At 60.9% G+C, this 15,676-nt stretch carries 16 protein-coding genes; 3 read left to right on the top strand and 13 right to left on the bottom strand.

The features are described 5' to 3' along the window. Positions 1–145: 145 nt before the first annotated feature. The 8 genes from ccoS to ccoN all read right to left on the bottom strand — a co-directional run bounded on the left by ccoS (position 146) and on the right by ccoN (position 8,206). Positions 146–295 carry a cbb3-type cytochrome oxidase assembly protein CcoS gene (ccoS, locus tag AC04SG_RS26825; protein WP_488481534.1) on the bottom strand — a complete coding sequence of 50 codons (150 nt, stop codon included), beginning with the start codon at positions 293–295 and terminating at the stop codon, positions 146–148. Continuing rightward, the gene (locus tag AC04SG_RS26820) at positions 292–2,577 is read right to left on the bottom strand and encodes a cation-translocating P-type ATPase (RefSeq protein ID WP_488553501.1); all 2,286 of its coding nucleotides are present in this window, start codon (positions 2,575–2,577) and stop codon (positions 292–294) included. Before AC04SG_RS26820 ends, ccoS begins: the two co-directional genes overlap by 4 nt. After that, positions 2,574–3,089, bottom strand: a complete 516-nt coding sequence (locus tag AC04SG_RS26815; protein ID WP_488553500.1) for a FixH family protein — start codon at positions 3,087–3,089, stop codon at positions 2,574–2,576. The genes AC04SG_RS26820 and AC04SG_RS26815 overlap by 4 nt, the downstream gene beginning before the upstream one ends. Beyond that, positions 3,086–4,645 (bottom strand): cytochrome c oxidase accessory protein CcoG, encoded by a 1,560-nt coding sequence (gene ccoG / locus AC04SG_RS26810; protein ID WP_488553499.1) that lies wholly within the window; start codon positions 4,643–4,645, stop codon positions 3,086–3,088. Before ccoG ends, AC04SG_RS26815 begins: the two co-directional genes overlap by 4 nt. Positions 4,646–4,823: 178 nt before the next feature. Then, on the bottom strand, positions 4,824–5,687 hold the full coding sequence (gene ccoP, locus AC04SG_RS26805; RefSeq protein WP_488553498.1) for a cytochrome-c oxidase, cbb3-type subunit III: 864 nt from the start codon (positions 5,685–5,687) through the stop codon (positions 4,824–4,826). Positions 5,688–5,689: 2 nt separating this feature from the next. After that, on the bottom strand, positions 5,690–5,839 hold the full coding sequence (locus AC04SG_RS26800; protein ID WP_488481539.1) for a cbb3-type cytochrome c oxidase subunit 3: 150 nt from the start codon (positions 5,837–5,839) through the stop codon (positions 5,690–5,692). Positions 5,840–5,852: 13 nt separating this feature from the next. Then, entirely contained in the window at positions 5,853–6,584 is a 732-nt protein-coding gene (gene ccoO / locus AC04SG_RS26795; RefSeq protein WP_488553497.1) for a cytochrome-c oxidase, cbb3-type subunit II, read from the bottom strand. Beyond that, a complete protein-coding gene (ccoN, locus tag AC04SG_RS26790) occupies positions 6,575–8,206 on the bottom strand; it encodes a cytochrome-c oxidase, cbb3-type subunit I (protein ID WP_488553496.1) in 1,632 nt (543 codons plus the stop codon). Before ccoN ends, ccoO begins: the two co-directional genes overlap by 10 nt. A gap of 985 nt (positions 8,207–9,191) precedes the next feature. Between ccoN and AC04SG_RS26785 the strand changes: the two genes are divergently transcribed. Then, complete coding sequence (locus tag AC04SG_RS26785; protein ID WP_488553495.1) at positions 9,192–9,419, top strand: hypothetical protein; 228 nt, start codon at positions 9,192–9,194, stop codon at positions 9,417–9,419. Between the two features lie 375 nt (positions 9,420–9,794). On the opposite strand, the gene AC04SG_RS26780 is transcribed toward AC04SG_RS26785, so the two are convergent. Then, positions 9,795–10,145, bottom strand: coding sequence for a hypothetical protein (locus tag AC04SG_RS26780; protein WP_488553494.1), 351 nt, complete (start codon positions 10,143–10,145; stop codon positions 9,795–9,797). 277 nt (positions 10,146–10,422) lie between these two features. On the opposite strand from AC04SG_RS26780, the gene AC04SG_RS26775 reads away from it, so the two are divergent. Then, entirely contained in the window at positions 10,423–10,683 is a 261-nt protein-coding gene (locus AC04SG_RS26775) for a ribbon-helix-helix domain-containing protein (RefSeq protein WP_488553535.1), read from the top strand. On the opposite strand, the gene AC04SG_RS26770 is transcribed toward AC04SG_RS26775, so the two are convergent. Then, entirely contained in the window at positions 10,680–11,462 is a 783-nt protein-coding gene (locus AC04SG_RS26770; protein ID WP_488553493.1) for a Crp/Fnr family transcriptional regulator, read from the bottom strand. The genes AC04SG_RS26775 and AC04SG_RS26770 overlap by 4 nt on opposite strands. Before the next feature lie 171 nt (positions 11,463–11,633). Between AC04SG_RS26770 and hemN the strand changes: the two genes are divergently transcribed. Then, positions 11,634–12,986, top strand: coding sequence for an oxygen-independent coproporphyrinogen III oxidase (hemN, locus tag AC04SG_RS26765; protein ID WP_488553534.1), 1,353 nt, complete (start codon positions 11,634–11,636; stop codon positions 12,984–12,986). A gap of 535 nt (positions 12,987–13,521) precedes the next feature. Here hemN and queE read toward each other — a convergent pair. From queE to queC, 3 genes are read right to left on the bottom strand one after another with little or no spacing between them, the layout of a single operon-like run. Continuing rightward, a complete protein-coding gene (queE, locus tag AC04SG_RS26760; protein ID WP_488553492.1) occupies positions 13,522–14,256 on the bottom strand; it encodes a 7-carboxy-7-deazaguanine synthase QueE in 735 nt (244 codons plus the stop codon). Then, positions 14,253–14,609, bottom strand: a complete 357-nt coding sequence (gene queD / locus AC04SG_RS26755; protein WP_488553491.1) for a 6-carboxytetrahydropterin synthase QueD — start codon at positions 14,607–14,609, stop codon at positions 14,253–14,255. The genes queE and queD overlap by 4 nt, the downstream gene beginning before the upstream one ends. After that, positions 14,609–15,307: a 7-cyano-7-deazaguanine synthase QueC gene (queC, locus tag AC04SG_RS26750; RefSeq protein WP_488553490.1), complete on the bottom strand. Its 699-nt coding sequence runs from the start codon at positions 15,305–15,307 to the stop codon at positions 14,609–14,611. Before queC ends, queD begins: the two co-directional genes overlap by 1 nt. Between the last annotated feature and the right edge of the window lie 369 nt (positions 15,308–15,676).

The following is a 15,676-nucleotide window of genomic DNA, read 5'->3' as shown; positions in this document are numbered from 1 at the left end:
CGCCAGAGATCTTGCGTCGGTCCGGTCAAGTTATTTTGAGGTAGCTCGTTACCTTTCGGTGCGGCCAGCCTCAGCAGGTTGTTCCACACCGCGCCGGCTCGGCTGATCACGGGCACAATCGTCGGCACAGTGATCTGGGTCAGGATTAGGGCTTGTCGTCCCGGTCGAGAAGGATGCGCACAGCGGCCCCCTGAAGATCCTCGTATTGACCACTCCTCCATGCCCATAGGAAGCCCGACAAACCGAGCGCCCCCAGGAACAGCGCTACCGGAATAAGATAGACGAGCGTGGTCATGGATGGGCCGCTTCGATGACGTCGGCGCGGCCCCTGGCAGGTCCCGTCGCAGGGACCGCCTTCGCAGTCGCCTGAAGCCGCAACGCATTTGCGATCACAATCAGCGAGGAAGCGCTCATTGCGATCGCCGCGATGAGCGGCGTCACAAGACCCAGGATGGCGATGGGAACGGCGAATGCGTTGTAGATGATCGCGATCGTGATGTTCTGGCGGATGAGCCGGCCGGCCTTGCGCGATACATCCAGGGCGAGCGGCACTGCCAGCAGGCTTTCGCGCAGGAAGACAAAATCCGCGGCCTGGCGGCCAATGTCGGCCGCGGTCGCCGGAGCCATCGAGACGTGCGCGGCGCCCAGCGCCGGCGTGTCGTTGAGGCCATCGCCCACCATCAGCACCTTGCGGCCGGCGCGGGCCAACGCCTCGATCCTCTCGACCTTTCCTGAGGGCAACAGGGCCGGCACAAAGCTCTCGATGCCGAGGATCCCCGCCGCCTCGGCGCAGGCCCTCGCAGTGTCGCCCGAGAGCATCTCCACCGGGATGCCGGCGCTCTTCAAGCTTTCCACCGCCGCCTTAGCATCGGCTCGAATGGCGTCCTCGAAGGCGAAGCAAGCGACGATCGTGCCATTCCTGGCAAGGACCGTGCCGCCAAGGCCGCCATATTTTCCTTCGCCGCCCGTACGGGCTTTCCAACCTGCCCAGCCGCGCCGGCCGAGGCGCCAGATGTCGCCGTCGGCGAACGCTTCGATGCCCAAGCCCGGCTCTTCCTGCACGCGGTCGAATCCGGCTCGGCTACGAGCACTTCCGTATGCCGCCAGCGCCTTTGAAAATGGGTGGCGGGAATGAGGAGCCATGTCGGCCGCGAACGCCAGCATAGCCGGATCGATGGATGCAGCGTTGACGAGTCTGGGCAGCCCCAGCGTCAGTGTCCCGGTCTTGTCGAACACAGCCGCGTCGAGCGCCGCCAGACGCTCCATGGCCGAACCGTCCTTGACCATGACGCCAGCGTCGAAAAGGCGCCGGGCTGCCACGACCTGGACGATCGGAACCGCGAGGCCGAGCGCGCAGGGGCAGGTGATGATGAGCACGGCGATGGCGATGGTGATGGCGCGGTGCCAATCGCCAGACGCAACCATCCAGCCGAGGAATGTGACAAAGGCCGCCAAATGGACCACGGGCGCGTAAAGTGCCGATACCCGGTCGGCAATGCGCCTGTAGCGCGAGCGGCCGCCCTCGGCGGCTTCCATAAGCCTTACCATTTCCGCCAGGAAGGAATCCTTCGCGGCGGCGGTTGCTTGAATCGTCAGCGGGCCCGTCAGGTTCAACGTGCCGGCCTGAACATGTGTGCCGGCACTCACGGTTTTGGGCGCGCTCTCGCCCGAGACGATCGAGCAATCCAGGTCGGAATTGCCGCTGATGATATCGCCGTCGACCGGTATCCGTTCGCCGGCCGCAATCAGAAGGCGCATTCCCGGCGCGAGCTCGGCGACGGGCACGTATTCCCGTGTTCCGTCGTCCCGCAGGATAATGGAACCACGCGCTGCAAGCCGCGACAGGCCATTGACCGCGGTTCGCGCCCGCTCACGCATGACGTGGTCCAGCGTTCGGCCGATCAACAGGAAGAAGAGCAGCGATACCGAAGCGTCGAAATAGGCGTGCTCTCCGTGGCTGATGGTCTCATAGAGGCTCATCGCGTAGGCGAGCGAAACGCCCACCGCGATCGGCACGTCCATGTTCATTCGGCCGTGGCGCAGCGCGTTCGCCGCGGAGCGAAAGTAAATACCGCCGGCAAAGGCGAGGGCCGGAATGGCGATTAGCGCGGAGAGCCAATGAAACAGATCGCGTGTTGGGCCCTCCGCACCGGACCACACCGACACCGACAGCAGCATGATGTTGCCGGCCGCGAAGCCTGCCACCGCGACGGCGCGGATCAACTCCGAAAGCGTTTTGTCCTTCTCGTGAATTTCCGGGTCGAATAGGTGCGCCTGATAGCCGAGCCGACCGAGCACGGCAAAGAATGGCGGGACGCTGTCTCCGTGCCAGCGAATCGACACGCGCTTCGTCGACAGGTTGACGCGAGCGGACTCAACGTTCTCGACCCTGCCGAGCGCAGCCTCGATCGCTTGGATGCAAGCGCCGCAATGGACCATCGGCACCGACAGGTCGGTCTGGTGAATGTCGCTGCCCAGGGAGCGGCTGGCCAGCTTGATCTCGTCGCTCGACGGCGATGAGGACGCCGGGGCGGCGACCTCCAACGCCATTTCGCCGCCCGGAGCGCAGCAGCTCATTGCAGGCCTCCTTTCGAAACCATGACGCGGCGAACGTCACGAAACGGCGACGTCAGTCCGGCGTCGGCATCGATCTCGAGGATCCAGACGCCATCCTTCGGCGTGTGCCGGGCGGCAAACTCCTGCGTGTTCCCAGGCGCACCGCCGGCCGATGCGACAAGTGTCACGGCTTCGTCCTCGGCTTCGTAAGCCGGGTGGCGGAACAGCATCCTGACGCCATGCAACGGCACCGGCTTACCCCGGCTGTCGACAAGCCGGTAGCGTACCACGCCCGAGGCGATGCTTAGCTTGCCTGTCCAGCCTAGTGCGGCTTGTGCCCTTCCCTTCCTCGCTTCCTCGTTGAAATGCTGGCTGGCGACATAGGTGTTCTCAACGACCAACCCGGTCCAACTCTTCCGGGCGAGCGTGGCCAACATAACGTTGACCCCGATCACGACGGTGAAGAAGACAAGAATGGAGATCAGCATATGCCGTCCCGTGAACTCGCGCGGCTTTCGCATTTCGGCGCTCATCTGCTGTTCTCCGGCGCGTTGAAACTGGCGGTGTATTCGGCGGATTCGGAACTCGCCTTGTCGACGATCCGAAATTGGAAACTCTGCACCGGCTCCTTGATGCGGTCCGCGGGTTGCCTGACGAAGATCTTGAGCATCTTCAGCCGGTCGGGTTCGACAGCGATCGAGAACGAGCGACTTGGGCGCTGGTCGAGGCCGACGATGCTCATCTCAGCGCCCTCGAGACCTTGTAGCGCGACCTCGATCGTTCTCGGCTGGGCTATCATGTTGAGCAGCTTGACCGTGTAGCCGTTGCGGATCGAGCCGTCGGAGAGTGTCACGAACTGCGGGTTGCGATCATGCAGCACATTCAGCTCAAGCCGCTCGCGCGTCAGCAACGAATGGGCGAGCACCAGGCCGATGGCCGACAATGCGCCGAGATAGACATAGGTGCGCAAGCGAAAGATCTTGCCCAGATGAAAATGCGCCAGGCCGTCGACGAAAGCGCCGCTCGTTGTTCTTATCAGCGATGGATTGACTGAACTTGTCCCACCCGCGGTCGCCACCGCCATGTTGGCGTTGTAGTCGGCCAGCGTTGCATAGGAGATCAGCCCGCGTTCCCGGCCGAGCTTGTCCATGACGCTGTCACAGGCGTCGATGCACAGCGCGCAGGTGATGCATTCCAGCTGTTGGCCGTCACGGATGTCGATGCCCATTGGGCAGACGGCGACGCAGGCATTGCAATCGACGCAGTCGCCGACCGATTGCCCGATGGTCGAGGCCTTTTTGGCATGTCTTGAACGCGGCTCGCCGCGCCAGTCATTATACGTCACCGTCAGCGAATTCTCATCGAGCATGGCGGCCTGGATGCGCGGCCACGGGCACATGTAGGTGCAGACCTGTTCCCGCATCAGCCCGCCGAACGTGTAGGTGGTCGCCGTCAGCACGGCGATGGTCACATAGGCGACCGGAGCGGCGCTGCCATCGAAGACGTTGCCGATCAGCGTCGGCGCATCGGCAAAATAAAAGATCCAGGCGCCGCCGGTGGCTGCCGCTATGACCAGCCAGATGGCATGTTTGGATACACGCAGCACCAGCTTGCGTGCCGTCCATGGCCCGGCGTCGAGCTTGATGCGGGCGTTGCGATCGCCTTCGATCGCCCGTTCCACCACAAGGAACAGGTCCACCCAGACGGTCTGCGGGCAGGTGTACCCGCACCAGGCTCGGCCGACCGTCGATGTGATCAGGAAAAGGCCGACGCCCGCCATCATCAGCAGGCCGGCGACGTAGTAGAACTCCTGCGGCCAGATCTCGATGAAAAAGAAGTAGAAACGGCTATTGGCCAGGTCAATGAGAACGGCCTGGGCGGGGGCGAAGTAGCCCCGGTCCCAGCGCAGCCAGGGGGTCAGGTAATAGATACCGAGCGTGATCGCCATCACCAGCCATTTGAACTGGCGGAAACGGCCAAAGGCGCGTTTCGGAAAGATCTTCTTGCGCGCGGCGTAAAGCGGCTGTCGTGTCTTTGCGGAATTGACCGCTTCGGCTTTCAGCCGTCCTATCTGCTTGTTGTCAAGCACGAAAAGCTCCAGTCACAAGCGACGATTTCGCAGCCGACGCCGACCATGGTTCTGGCTGGCGTGGGGGAAGGTTTGCCGCCATTGCACACAGCATCCCGCCGGTTATCGCAATGGTCGAGGCCCGGCTCACGCCGGGCCTCGTCGCTTGGCGCGGGGAGGGTCGAGAATAGGCCGCCGCCTATTCTCCGCCGCCAAGCGAATGGACATAGACAGCCAATTCCTTGACCTTGATCTCGCCGAGACGCTCGATCCAGGCCGGCATTACGCCTTGTTTCGGGGTGCGGACCTGGGCGGCGATGGCCGTCTCGCCCGGTCCGTAGAGCCAGATTGCATCGGTCAAATCGGGTGCGCCTAACTTCTTGTCACCCTTTGCATTCTCACCATGACAAGCGATGCAGTTGTCCGCGAAGACCTTGGCGCCGGGCTCGACCATGCTGGCGTCTTTGACCGGTCCCGACAAGCTCGCCACATAGGCGCTGACCTGAGTGATCTGCTCAGCCGTAATGATGTCGCTAAAAGCGGGCATTTCCGACACGCGCGTATCCGGGTCTGTCGTGAAGCGCACGCCGTGTGAAATCGTCTGCTGGATTTGCTCGACCTTGCCGCCCCACAGCCAATCGTCGTCATTGAGATTGGGAAAACCCTTGGACCCTTGCGCGCCGGAGCCGTGGCACTGCACGCAATTGACCCGGAACGCCGCAAAGCCGGCAGCAACGGCGAATTCGCGCAATGTGTCGTCGGCCGCAATTTCCGAAGCGGTTTTGGACTGTATCGCCGCGATATATTCAGCCTGGGCGGACTCTGCCGCCGCCAGCTCGTACTTGACCGCGTTGCGGCTGGAAAAGCCCAGGACGCCCTTGGTGGCGGAGCTTAGCATCGGCCAGGCGGGATACGCGATGGTGTAGCCGATCGCCCATGCGATGGTGACGTAGAAGGTGAACACCCACCAGCGCGGAAGGGGGTTGTTGAGCTCCCTGATGCCGTCCCATTCATGACCGGTGGTCGAGATGCCCGACATATCATCGATATACTGTGTGCTCATGATCAGTCGTCTTTGAAGGGGATGCGCGCGACTTCGTCAGCCTGGCTGAAACCACCCGGTCGGAGCGCGAAGGCGACGCATCCAGCAAAGAAGAGCACCATGGCGAGCAGGCCCCAGCTGTCGGCGAATTCGCGCGTCAAATTGTAATCCATCGGTTGTTTCTCCTCAGCGGTAGCCAGCGGCTTCGTCGTAGTTCTTGAAATCGACGAGCGTGCCGAGCATCTGCAGATAGGCGACGAGGGCGTCCATCTCGGTCACCTGCTGCGGATTGCCGTCGAAGTCGCCGATCCTGGCTTTCGGGTAGCGGGCCTCAAGGCCCGATGTGTCGGCATTGGGATCAGCCTGTGCCATCAGATCGGCGTTGGCGTGCGAGATCATGTCATCGGTGTATGGGACGCCAACGCGTTTGCTGGCGACGAGCTGCGTAGAAAAGTCCTTCACCTCGATCAGCGTGTCAGTCAGGAAGGCGTAGCGCGGCATGATCGATTCCGGCACGACGGAACGCGGGTCTGTAAGGTGCCGAACGTGCCACGCGTTGGAGTAGCGGTCGCCGACGCGCGCGAGATCCGGTCCGGTGCGTTTGGACCCCCACTGGAACGGGTGGTCGTACATCGACTCGGCCGCCAGGCTGTAGTGTCCATAGCGCTCGACCTCGTCTCGGAACGGCCTAATCATCTGGCTGTGGCAGAGGTAGCAGCCCTCGCGCACGTAGATGTTGCGCCCGGCAAGTTCGAGCGGCGAGTAAGGCCGCATGCCATCGACCTTCTCGATCGTGTTGTCGAGATAGAAGAGCGGCGCGATCTCGACGATGCCGCCGACGGTCACGACCAGCAGGGATCCGACAAGAAGCAGCGTGGCGTTCTTCTCAATGGTCGCGTGCCTGTCCATCAAGCCCATTTTCTGGCTCCTGATTGGGCAGGCTCGAGGGCGGGCGCGGAGCCCGGCATCGGATCCTCCTCGTGTTGGTAGCCGCGAATGGTCATGGTGACGTTCCACGCCATGATCAACGCACCACAGAGGTACATGGCCCCCCCGATGGCGCGCATGACATAATAGGGGTGCATCGCGGCGACGGTTTCAGCGAAGGAGTAGACCAGGAAGCCCTGCTCGTCGTACTCGCGCCACATCAGGCCCTGCATGATGCCGGACACCCACATGACAGCGGCGTAGACAACGATGCCAAGCGTCGCCAGCCAGAAGTGCCATGTGACAAGCCGCAGCGAATAGAGCCGCTCGCGGTTCCAGAGCTTGGGCACCATGTAGTAGATCGCGCCGAACGAGATCATGCCGACCCAGCCAAGCGCGCCGGAGTGTACGTGGCCGATGGTCCAGTCGGTGTAATGACTCAGCGAGTTGACCGTCTTGATCGACATGATCGGACCCTCGAAGGTCGACATGCCGTAGAAGGCGACTGCCGCAACCATCATGCGGATGATCGGATCGGTGCGGATCTTATCCCAGGCGCCCGACAGCGTCATCAGGCCGTTGATCATGCCGCCCCAGGAGGGCATCCACAGCATGATCGAGAACACCATCCCCAGCGTCTGCGCCCAATCGGGCAAGGCGGTGTAGTGTAGATGATGCGGGCCGGCCCAGATGTAGAGGAAGATAAGCGCCCAGAAGTGGATGATCGAAAGGCGGTAGGAATAGACCGGCCGGTTTGCCTGCTTGGGCACGAAGTAATACATCATGCCGAGGAAACCGGCGGTCAGGAAGAAGCCGACGGCGTTGTGGCCGTACCACCACTGGGTGAGCGCATCCTGAACGCCGGAAAAGGCCGAGTAGCTCTTCGATCCCAGGAATGACGCCGGTATCGACAGATTGTTGACGACATGCAGCATCGCGATGGTGACGATGAAGGAGAGATAGAACCAGTTGGCGACGTAGATGTGCGGTTCCTTGCGCTTCAAAATGGTGCCAAGGAACAGGATGAGATACGCGACCCAGACGATCGTCAGCCAAAGGTCGACATACCATTCCGGCTCGGCATACTCACGGCCTTCGGTGATGCCGAGCAGATAGCCGGTCGCGGCCATGACGATGAAGAGCTGATACCCCCAGAACACGAACCACGCGAGATTGCCGCCAAAGAGGCGCGCGCGCGAGGTGCGCTGGACCACGTACATGGACGTGCAGAGCAGCGCGTTGCCGCCGAAGGCGAAGATGACGCCGGATGTGTGCAGCGGACGCAAGCGCCCAAAATTGAACCAGGGCTGGATGTTGAGATCCGGGTAGGCAAGCTGCAGCGCGATGATCACGCCGACCAGCATGCCAACGACGCCCCAGAATACCGTCGCGATGGCGCCATAGCGGATCGGACCATCCATATAGGCGGAAGGATCGACCGGAACGGCCGGCTTGAAATCCGTGTTGCGTAGCAGGATTGCGGTGAAGCCCGTAGCGGCGAAGAACAAAACCCACATGTGCTGGCGAAAAGGTCCGTCCACGCCAAAGCCGGCGGCCACAAGGGCACAAAAGGCAAACAGGCTTAGAAGGACGATCTCTGTGCCGAATTTCATCGCAAGTCCCGATCTGAAAATTTCGGCGGACGCCAAATCCGCAACGCATTGATTGCGCAGTCCCGGCCTGTTTGCCCTGATCCAGATCAGAGCCTCAGGATTTTTGCCTGCAGCTGGCGCTACACTCAAAGTTGGGTATCCGGCTCGGGCAACTCTCTGGCTGCCCTTCCCGGACAATGCGAGTCGAGCCGCCCCTGCAGCGGAAGGGCTCGTCCGCGCCGAGCAAGTCGGCCGACGCGTGATGCTAACTCCCGACCGCCCAGTATGCCGCCGACCGGCCTGCTGTCCCGCTCACCGACGCCGCAAGTCTCGAAGTATGGCTTGATGCCCTTCACGCAGGGCTCGAGCCTAACGGAGTCCAACTACTTCTGCCTTCGCCGATGATCAGGTCCTTGTCACTTGGAGCGGCGATTGCGGGCGATGGTTATCTGTGACCCCGGAGCTCGGCGAGCTGGTCTGGTCCAACTCTTGCGAGGGTCCGGGGGCCTTTCGAACCTTCCATTTTATAACCTCCTCAACGGTGTTATCTAAACAACGGTCGATCCGACCAGAGCTATCATCAGAGTTCGCCCCGCCGGCTGCGATGCTCCGACGCGTCCGCCTTGCCCGTCGGCCGATCTCGCGGGATTGGAAGGTCGGGAAGATTGGCTGGTCGGATGTTGACCAAGGCGTCATTCATCCCTGGCCCGGGAAAGACAATTCTTGCGCCGGACATACGTCTGTGGTGGGTGGCTCCTCCCGATGACGAAGCGCGACAATGACCCAGGCTCGTGGCCTTCGATCCTATTTTGCTGAAGACTGCCAGGCCAAAACGCTGCACAGGCATCCGTGGCCACCTACATCGGGATGTCAAAATTCTCCAAGCCGTCACCCGACAACTTTTTTTAATGACAACCCCTTTCGGCGGGCTCATTTTCGCGTGTCGGCGGGTTTCCTCGTCTCCGCCCTCTGTTTCGTTCAGTATCGCAGCCCCAGGAAGGCCCAGATGATCGATCGTTTCAACCTTAACCCAGCCCTCTATCCTAGTGATTTGGAAAGCCTCAAGTCGGTTTTCGACCAGGTTTGCCAGGAGTGCCAGATCCAGCCAGGGTCACCAGAAGCCGAGAACCTTGCCTCTGATCTCGTTCGACTTTTCCAAGACGGAGTTAGCGACGAGACCTGCCTGCTCAGCGTAGCTCGGATGCGGCATCAGAATTTGCGGCGGGCAGGCTGAGCTACCCCAGGTATCGCGCTCGATGAAAGGTCCAAAACGGCTCGTCGCGCGACGGCATACGGTAATCTCCGCGACCTCAGGCGCCGGGAAGAGCGCGACAATCCACCCCGCCTACGATGTGGACGCGCGGCGACGAGTTAGCCGAGAGTCGACATCTGTTCGCCGCCGGCCAGCCGACTCCGCGCTACAGGGATTGAAAGCGGCGACGCTACCGTTAGCGCCTACATTTTTCGGGAATTTCGGCGATGCATTCCTCGAGACGCTCCAGGGGCCTTCGCATTGCGAAGTTCATGTCCGGCTTCGAAACGTCGATGGCGTCCCATAGGTGTGGTCACCATGAGGTCGAGCTCCAGTTCGGCGGTGCACGCAGCGCCGTCAAGCGCCCGGCAGCGAACCCTTCGCCGACATTTCGAAAACATCTATCAGGATCGCCAGCCCCACGCCGCATGCGGTCAGGATGAGGCCCGCCATAAAGATGCGGTTAGCGCGCTCGTAAATGGGTCGGCGCAGCGAACTCATGTCGAGCAGCATGGACAGCGCCCGCATCTGCAACGCGATGCCGGACAGGATCGGCACAACGGCAATCAGGTCGTAAAGTCCCCACGGCATGGGATTGGCAGCCCAATGCGTGACGAAGCCGAGCGAAAAGGCAAGCAAGATTCCCACGACGGTGATGGTACCGTTGCGGAAAATCGTCTCGATCTGCTCTTTCTCCGGATCGTCCAAGGGCCCTCCCTTCCATCAGGCGCAGCAGGTGTATGCGCGGTTATGATTCAGCTCTCGCGAGTCCCTGTACATCGCCGCCGATTAAGTCAAGACCGAGGAGAGCGCCAGCGTCGCTGCCGTCGCTCTCCTCGCCGGCTTCGTCACCCTCTTCGTCCACACCCCTAGCTCGTAGCGCAGTCGGTTCTTGATCGAGAAGCGTTCTTTACGTCTCAGACGAGCGCATTTTTATGAACAGACTTTATGTCGGGCGGGCTCGCAAGTCTGCGCCGCCGCCACGATCTGGAGGTCCACGCTTCTCGGGTGGATGTCGCGGGCGGATCTGCAGATTACCCTTCGGCGCGCGGCCCTGATGCTCCGGAACTTCACCGGCGTGCCTCTTGAGCCTGCGACAGAAGACGCGTTGGACTCGATCGCCGCCGAAATGAAAGTTACCCGCTCGGATCTCATCGGCAACATCGTTCGCGAATGGCTGGAAACGAACGTATATCTGCCCGTTCGGATGGGCGAAGAGGACAACGAAACGGACGGCAGCGCCTAGCCTGTAAATCCCTCTTGCCGGCGTGATCTTGGCTCCCCAATGGGCCTCGGCCGTCGCCCGCCGCAGCGCTGTTCCAGGCGGCTAACGCTGTCTACGGTGACACGTCGGTTGTTCTCGATCCGGATCACGCCGTCCATTCTCAGTCTGGTCAGCTGACGGCTCACCGTCTCGTTTGTAATTCCAAGGAAATCAGAGATCTCGGCACGCGTCAGCGGCAGATCGAAGCACGCCGACTCGGCCCGGCCACCACGGGAATCGATATTGCGGGCGATCAAGAGAAGAAAGCTCGCCACCTTCTCCGGTGCGGTCTTGCATCCCAGGGTCACCATCCATTCGCGAGCCTCGTCGAGCTCGTTTAGCGTCTGCTTGAACAGGCGGTGCTGGAGCTCGGGTGATTGCTTCATCATTTGTTCGACGGCCGCCCGCGGAAACGAGCACAGAGAGACAGCTGTTGCCGCTTCCGCGTTGATCGCACTTTTCAGCTTGAACGGCTGTCCCAGAAAATCCGGCGCGAACTGGAGACCGACTATCTGCTGGCGGCCATCTGAAAGGCTCTTCGTCAGCTTCACAACGCCCGAAAGCAGGTTTGAATAGCTGTCGACGGCCTCGGCGTCACCCATCAGCTCGACCCCAGCTTCGATCCTGTGCCGCGACGACGTCTTGGCGAGCCGAGCCAAGTGATCTGGATGCAGCGCGCCGCAGACGCCGCGGTGCCGTGCCTGGCAAGACAGGCAATAAAAGGGAATGTCGGAACTGCGGATGTCTTGCTGTCCTGTCATTTGATCGCTCTCCCGATCTGATCGCCCTCCCGGTCCCAAGCGCCGGCAAGATAACAATCCACGGTAGAAAAATCGTTGCGGCAGTTTGTCGTTCCGCAGCCTGATCGAAATCAGGGCTTTGGCTCATATTAGCGTCCAGAGTCCCGGCGACGCAAAAAAATGGACCACGATATGCGCCCCGAGCTAGCTCACAAACTTGGCGAGAACGTCCCGCGCTATACCAGTTACCCGAGCGCGCCGCATTTCCATCCGGGCATCGATGCGGTCGTTTACCGCGGCTGGCTGGAGGCGCTCGAAGGCGGTGGCGAGATATCGCTTTACCTGCATATCCCTTATTGCGACAGGCTCTGCTGGTTCTGCGCGTGCCATACCAAACAGACGCGCAACTACGAGCCGGTGGCCGCTTATCTGCGCTCGCTGCATGCGGAGATCGCGACGGTTGGCGGCCTTGTCAGCGGCAAGGGTTGTCGAGTTCGCGCGGTTCATCTGGGCGGCGGTTCGCCGACGATGCTGAAGCCGCAGGATATGGTGACCTTGGGAGCGGTGCTGCGGGACAATTTCGACTTTTTCAACGATGTAAAGATCAGCGTTGAGATCGATCCGAACGATATGGACGAAGGCCGCCTCGACGCGCTTGCCAAAATAGGCATGACGCGGGCGAGCCTCGGCGTGCAGGATTTCGATCCGAAAGTGCAAAAGGCGATCAACCGTGAGCAGAGCTTTTTGCAGACCAAGGCAGTTGTCGATGGCATTCGCTCCCGCGGAGTGGATTCCGTGAACCTTGACCTGCTCTATGGCCTGCCGCATCAAACCAGGCAGAGCCTGTGTTCCACCCTGGCGCGGGCGCTCACGCTGGAACCGGACAGGATGGCGCTGTTCGGCTACGCTCACGTGCCTTGGTTTAAGAAACATCAGACGATGATCGACGAGGCATGGCTTCCCGAACCGATGGAGCGACTCGCTCAATCGCAACTAGCTGCGCGAGCGATTGTGGACAAGGGGTACGAATCAATTGGACTCGACCATTTCGCGAAGCCCGGCGATTCGCTGGCTGTAGCGGCACGCGCGGGGGCTTTGCATCGCAATTTTCAGGGCTATACGGAGGATCGTTGCGAGATCTTAATCGGACTTGGCCCTTCGTCGATCAGCCGGTTTCGCCAAGGCTACGTGCAGAACACGACTTCGACCGGCGAGTACGGCCGCATGATTGGAGACGGCGGGTTGACGGCTGTGCGCGGCATCGTGCTCTCGGACGACGATAGAGTCCGGGGCTGGATAATCGAGCGGCTGATGTGCGATTTCGCCTTTTCAGCGATCGACCTGGTGGAGAGCTTCGGGGAAGCCGGCCAAAAGCTCCTTCTTCAGTCAAGCTCCATTGCCCTTAACGATCCTGCTGGACTGCTTGAACTGCGAGGCGACAAGTTCGTCGTGCCGGCGGAAAGTCGTCCCTTCGTGAGGAGCATTGCGGTGAAGTTTGACAAATATTTCGAAGGCAAAGCCGCCAGGCACTCAGCGGCGGTCTGATTGTTTCGGCATAAGACTGGGCCATTGCGTGTGATGGATTGCCAAGCCGTTCCCGCAGTACAGGATGCGCGGTGGCTCATGGTTATGATACCCAGCTGACGGTTCCTCTGTGACGGCTTGGCGCCCTGCCCGAACGGCGTCACGCGAGCTCCGCGAAGGCCGGGATGATGTTCATCAGGAAGCCTGTCCCGGACTGCTCGTGGGGTTTTTGCGGCATGGGTATCCACGGCCTCGACGTCGAGCGAGGAGGATTGAGGCTGAGGCCGGCACCGGATTGAACGACATTGAGACGACGAGGCCGACCATAAGAGTGAGCGTCCGGTAGGCGAGGAAATAGACCTCCCTTCTGGAGCTCGTTCATACCGCGATCCCCGTCGCAACGGTTGGATCGAGGTGGTTCCGACCTTCGCGGGCTTCCATCGCGGCGCTTCGAGTGTCGCTCGAAGGCGGTCGACGCAAGTTCTTTGCGAGGCTGCAATCAGGACGCCTTGATGGTCGAAATCTTGCTATGGCTATGCCCGAGGTTGTGCGCTGGCTAGACGCCTCTCTTATTACCCCAGAGCATGACGTGCAGCTGCGGCAACACGCGGGCTTCGAACCATCTGTCGCGGGTCACGCGATCAACCAGCCACTCCATGCGTTTCATTATTCCGTCAAGGTCGACAGGTGCGTCTTCATTTCCGGGGCGTGGTGGTGTGTGGTTGCCGGGTTGCAAGTAGATTGGAAGCCGCGGAAATCTAGCGGCGACCTCTTTCGCGTAGGCATAGTCACGTTCGTGGAAAATGACGAGCTTGAACACGACCTGCGGCTTGTCCTGAGCCGCCTGGAGGCAGGCCTCGATAGCAGCCCAATCGGTCGTCATTTCGCTTGAAGGCGGCTTCGGGCTGAGGACCAGCACGTCAAGATCGGCAAACCATTCCCTGACCACGGAACCTTGCGTTTCCAACGCAAAACGGTAGCCCTCGTCATGGCCTCGGTTGATAAGCGCACCGAAAGGCTGGATCGCAGGATTGCCGCCTGACAGCGATACCATCAACGGATGGCCACCGGAAAGCGCGACCACGTTTTGCCACACCGCGCCAGTGGACATCATTTCCCATTCATGGCGGAATTGATTGTCCACCGCATGCAGGCTGTCGCACCAGGAACAGCGATAATCACACCCGCCGGTTCTGACGAAGACCGTCGGCAGGCCGATCAGCACGCCCTCGCCCTGGATTGTCGGCCCGAAAATCTCACTCACGCGGATTGCGGGATGGGCATCGGTCATGGCCGGAACTCCGCCCATGTTTTCGGCGTTTCGCTCACCCGCACCGCCGAGGTTTCGGGTAGGCGTGCCTTGCACCATTCGTAAAAATGTCGGGCTAGATATTCGGCCGTGACTTGCTCATGCCCCAGCACGTCATTGAGATGTCGGTGGTCCAAGCTCTCGTCGATATAGCGTTTGAAAGGCGCCAAGTCGTGATAGTCGCGCACGAAGCCGTTCTCGTTCAATTCTTTCGCCGAAAGCTCCACTTCGACGATGTAGTTATGCCCGTGCAGGCGCGCGCATTGGTGGTCAGGCGGCAAGGACGTGAGCTGATGCGAGGCCGAGAAGTGGAATTCCTTGGTGATGCGGAACATTACACGCTGCTCCTCCGCAGCGCGTCGAGCCAGAAGTCGGCGTCCTCATAGTCGGTGGGATCCGGGTGCCTGGAGAGATGAAACGCCTCGCGCCGCTCGACGCAGGTTCCGCACCGTCCACAGTGACGCTTGCCGCCCTTGTAGCAGGACCAGGTCTGAGCAAATGGCGTGCCGTGTCGTGCTCCATCCTCAACGATGTCCGCCTTAGAGAGATTCACATAAGGCGTATAGAGGCGAATGTTTGCGTAGCCGTCGAGCGCGTGGTCTTCCATGATCTGGAAAGTCTCGATGAACGCCGGACGGCAGTCCGGATAGATGAAATGATCCCCCCCATGCACGGCCGTCGCCACCGCGTCAGCGTGGCGCGCGGCGGCGAAGCCGAAGGCGATGGCCAACATGATGGCGTTCCGATTCGGTACCACTGTAACCTTCATCGTATCTTCGGCGTAATGCCCGTCGGGCACGTCGACTTTATCGGTCAGCGCGGAGCCGGAAAGGCCGCGGCCGATGTCGCGGATGTCGATGATGCGGTGCGGGACGTTGAGACGCTCCGCGCAAAGACCGGCGAAGCCCAATTCCTTGCTGTGCCGTTGGCCGTAATCGAAAGATAGCAGGCCGGCGAGTTCTTGCTCCGCCGACACTTTGTGAGCAAGGGAAACGGAGTCCAGTCCGCCGGAGCAGACGACGAGAGTCTTCATTGTTAGGGGATCCTGTTTTGACCGGGTAGGCTGCGACCGGAGATTTCTCTGCACTCCCATTACTCGGGAGAGTCTCGTTTGTGAACGAGGCCGAGTCTGATGCGCTGATGTGCCGCTGCAAATAAATCGCTCTCAGGCGGACCCTGCAACGAAGCCGAACGTCGTTAACAGACGGCGCGTTTCGCTTTTACCGCGCAAAGAACGTGATAACGCCCCCGACGCGTCAGATGGGCCATCTGCTTAGCCTCAGCCACATCAACTTCAACACTTCTTCGCGTTGTCTTCCTCAAGCGCCTTCGGTCGTTTGGCTTCCGACATCTCGATGCCCTGCGCCACGTATGAACGTCGCACCGATATGCCATACTTGCG

The organism is Mesorhizobium sp. CNPSo 4684, from assembly GCF_057784315.1.
This window is presented reverse-complemented; position numbering and strand designations above follow the sequence as displayed.

Coding starts and splice junctions, on each gene's coding strand:
- queC (WP_488553490.1), bottom strand. CDS start 15,307: ATGAAGACTCTCGTCGTCTGCTCCGGCGGACTGGACTCCGTTTCCCTT.
- queE (WP_488553492.1), bottom strand. CDS start 14,256: ATGACCGATGCCCATCCCGCAATCCGCGTGAGTGAGATTTTCGGGCCG.
- queD (WP_488553491.1), bottom strand. CDS start 14,609: ATGTTCCGCATCACCAAGGAATTCCACTTCTCGGCCTCGCATCAGCTC.
- AC04SG_RS26770 (WP_488553493.1), bottom strand. CDS start 11,462: ATGACAGGACAGCAAGACATCCGCAGTTCCGACATTCCCTTTTATTGC.
- AC04SG_RS26815 (WP_488553500.1), bottom strand. CDS start 3,089: ATGAGCGCCGAAATGCGAAAGCCGCGCGAGTTCACGGGACGGCATATG.
- AC04SG_RS26785 (WP_488553495.1), top strand. CDS start 9,192: ATGATCGATCGTTTCAACCTTAACCCAGCCCTCTATCCTAGTGATTTG.
- ccoN (WP_488553496.1), bottom strand. CDS start 8,206: ATGAAATTCGGCACAGAGATCGTCCTTCTAAGCCTGTTTGCCTTTTGT.
- AC04SG_RS26820 (WP_488553501.1), bottom strand. CDS start 2,577: ATGAGCTGCTGCGCTCCGGGCGGCGAAATGGCGTTGGAGGTCGCCGCC.
- ccoS (WP_488481534.1), bottom strand. CDS start 295: ATGACCACGCTCGTCTATCTTATTCCGGTAGCGCTGTTCCTGGGGGCG.
- AC04SG_RS26800 (WP_488481539.1), bottom strand. CDS start 5,839: ATGGATTACAATTTGACGCGCGAATTCGCCGACAGCTGGGGCCTGCTC.
- hemN (WP_488553534.1), top strand. CDS start 11,634: ATGCGCCCCGAGCTAGCTCACAAACTTGGCGAGAACGTCCCGCGCTAT.
- ccoP (WP_488553498.1), bottom strand. CDS start 5,687: ATGAGCACACAGTATATCGATGATATGTCGGGCATCTCGACCACCGGT.
- ccoO (WP_488553497.1), bottom strand. CDS start 6,584: ATGGGCTTGATGGACAGGCACGCGACCATTGAGAAGAACGCCACGCTG.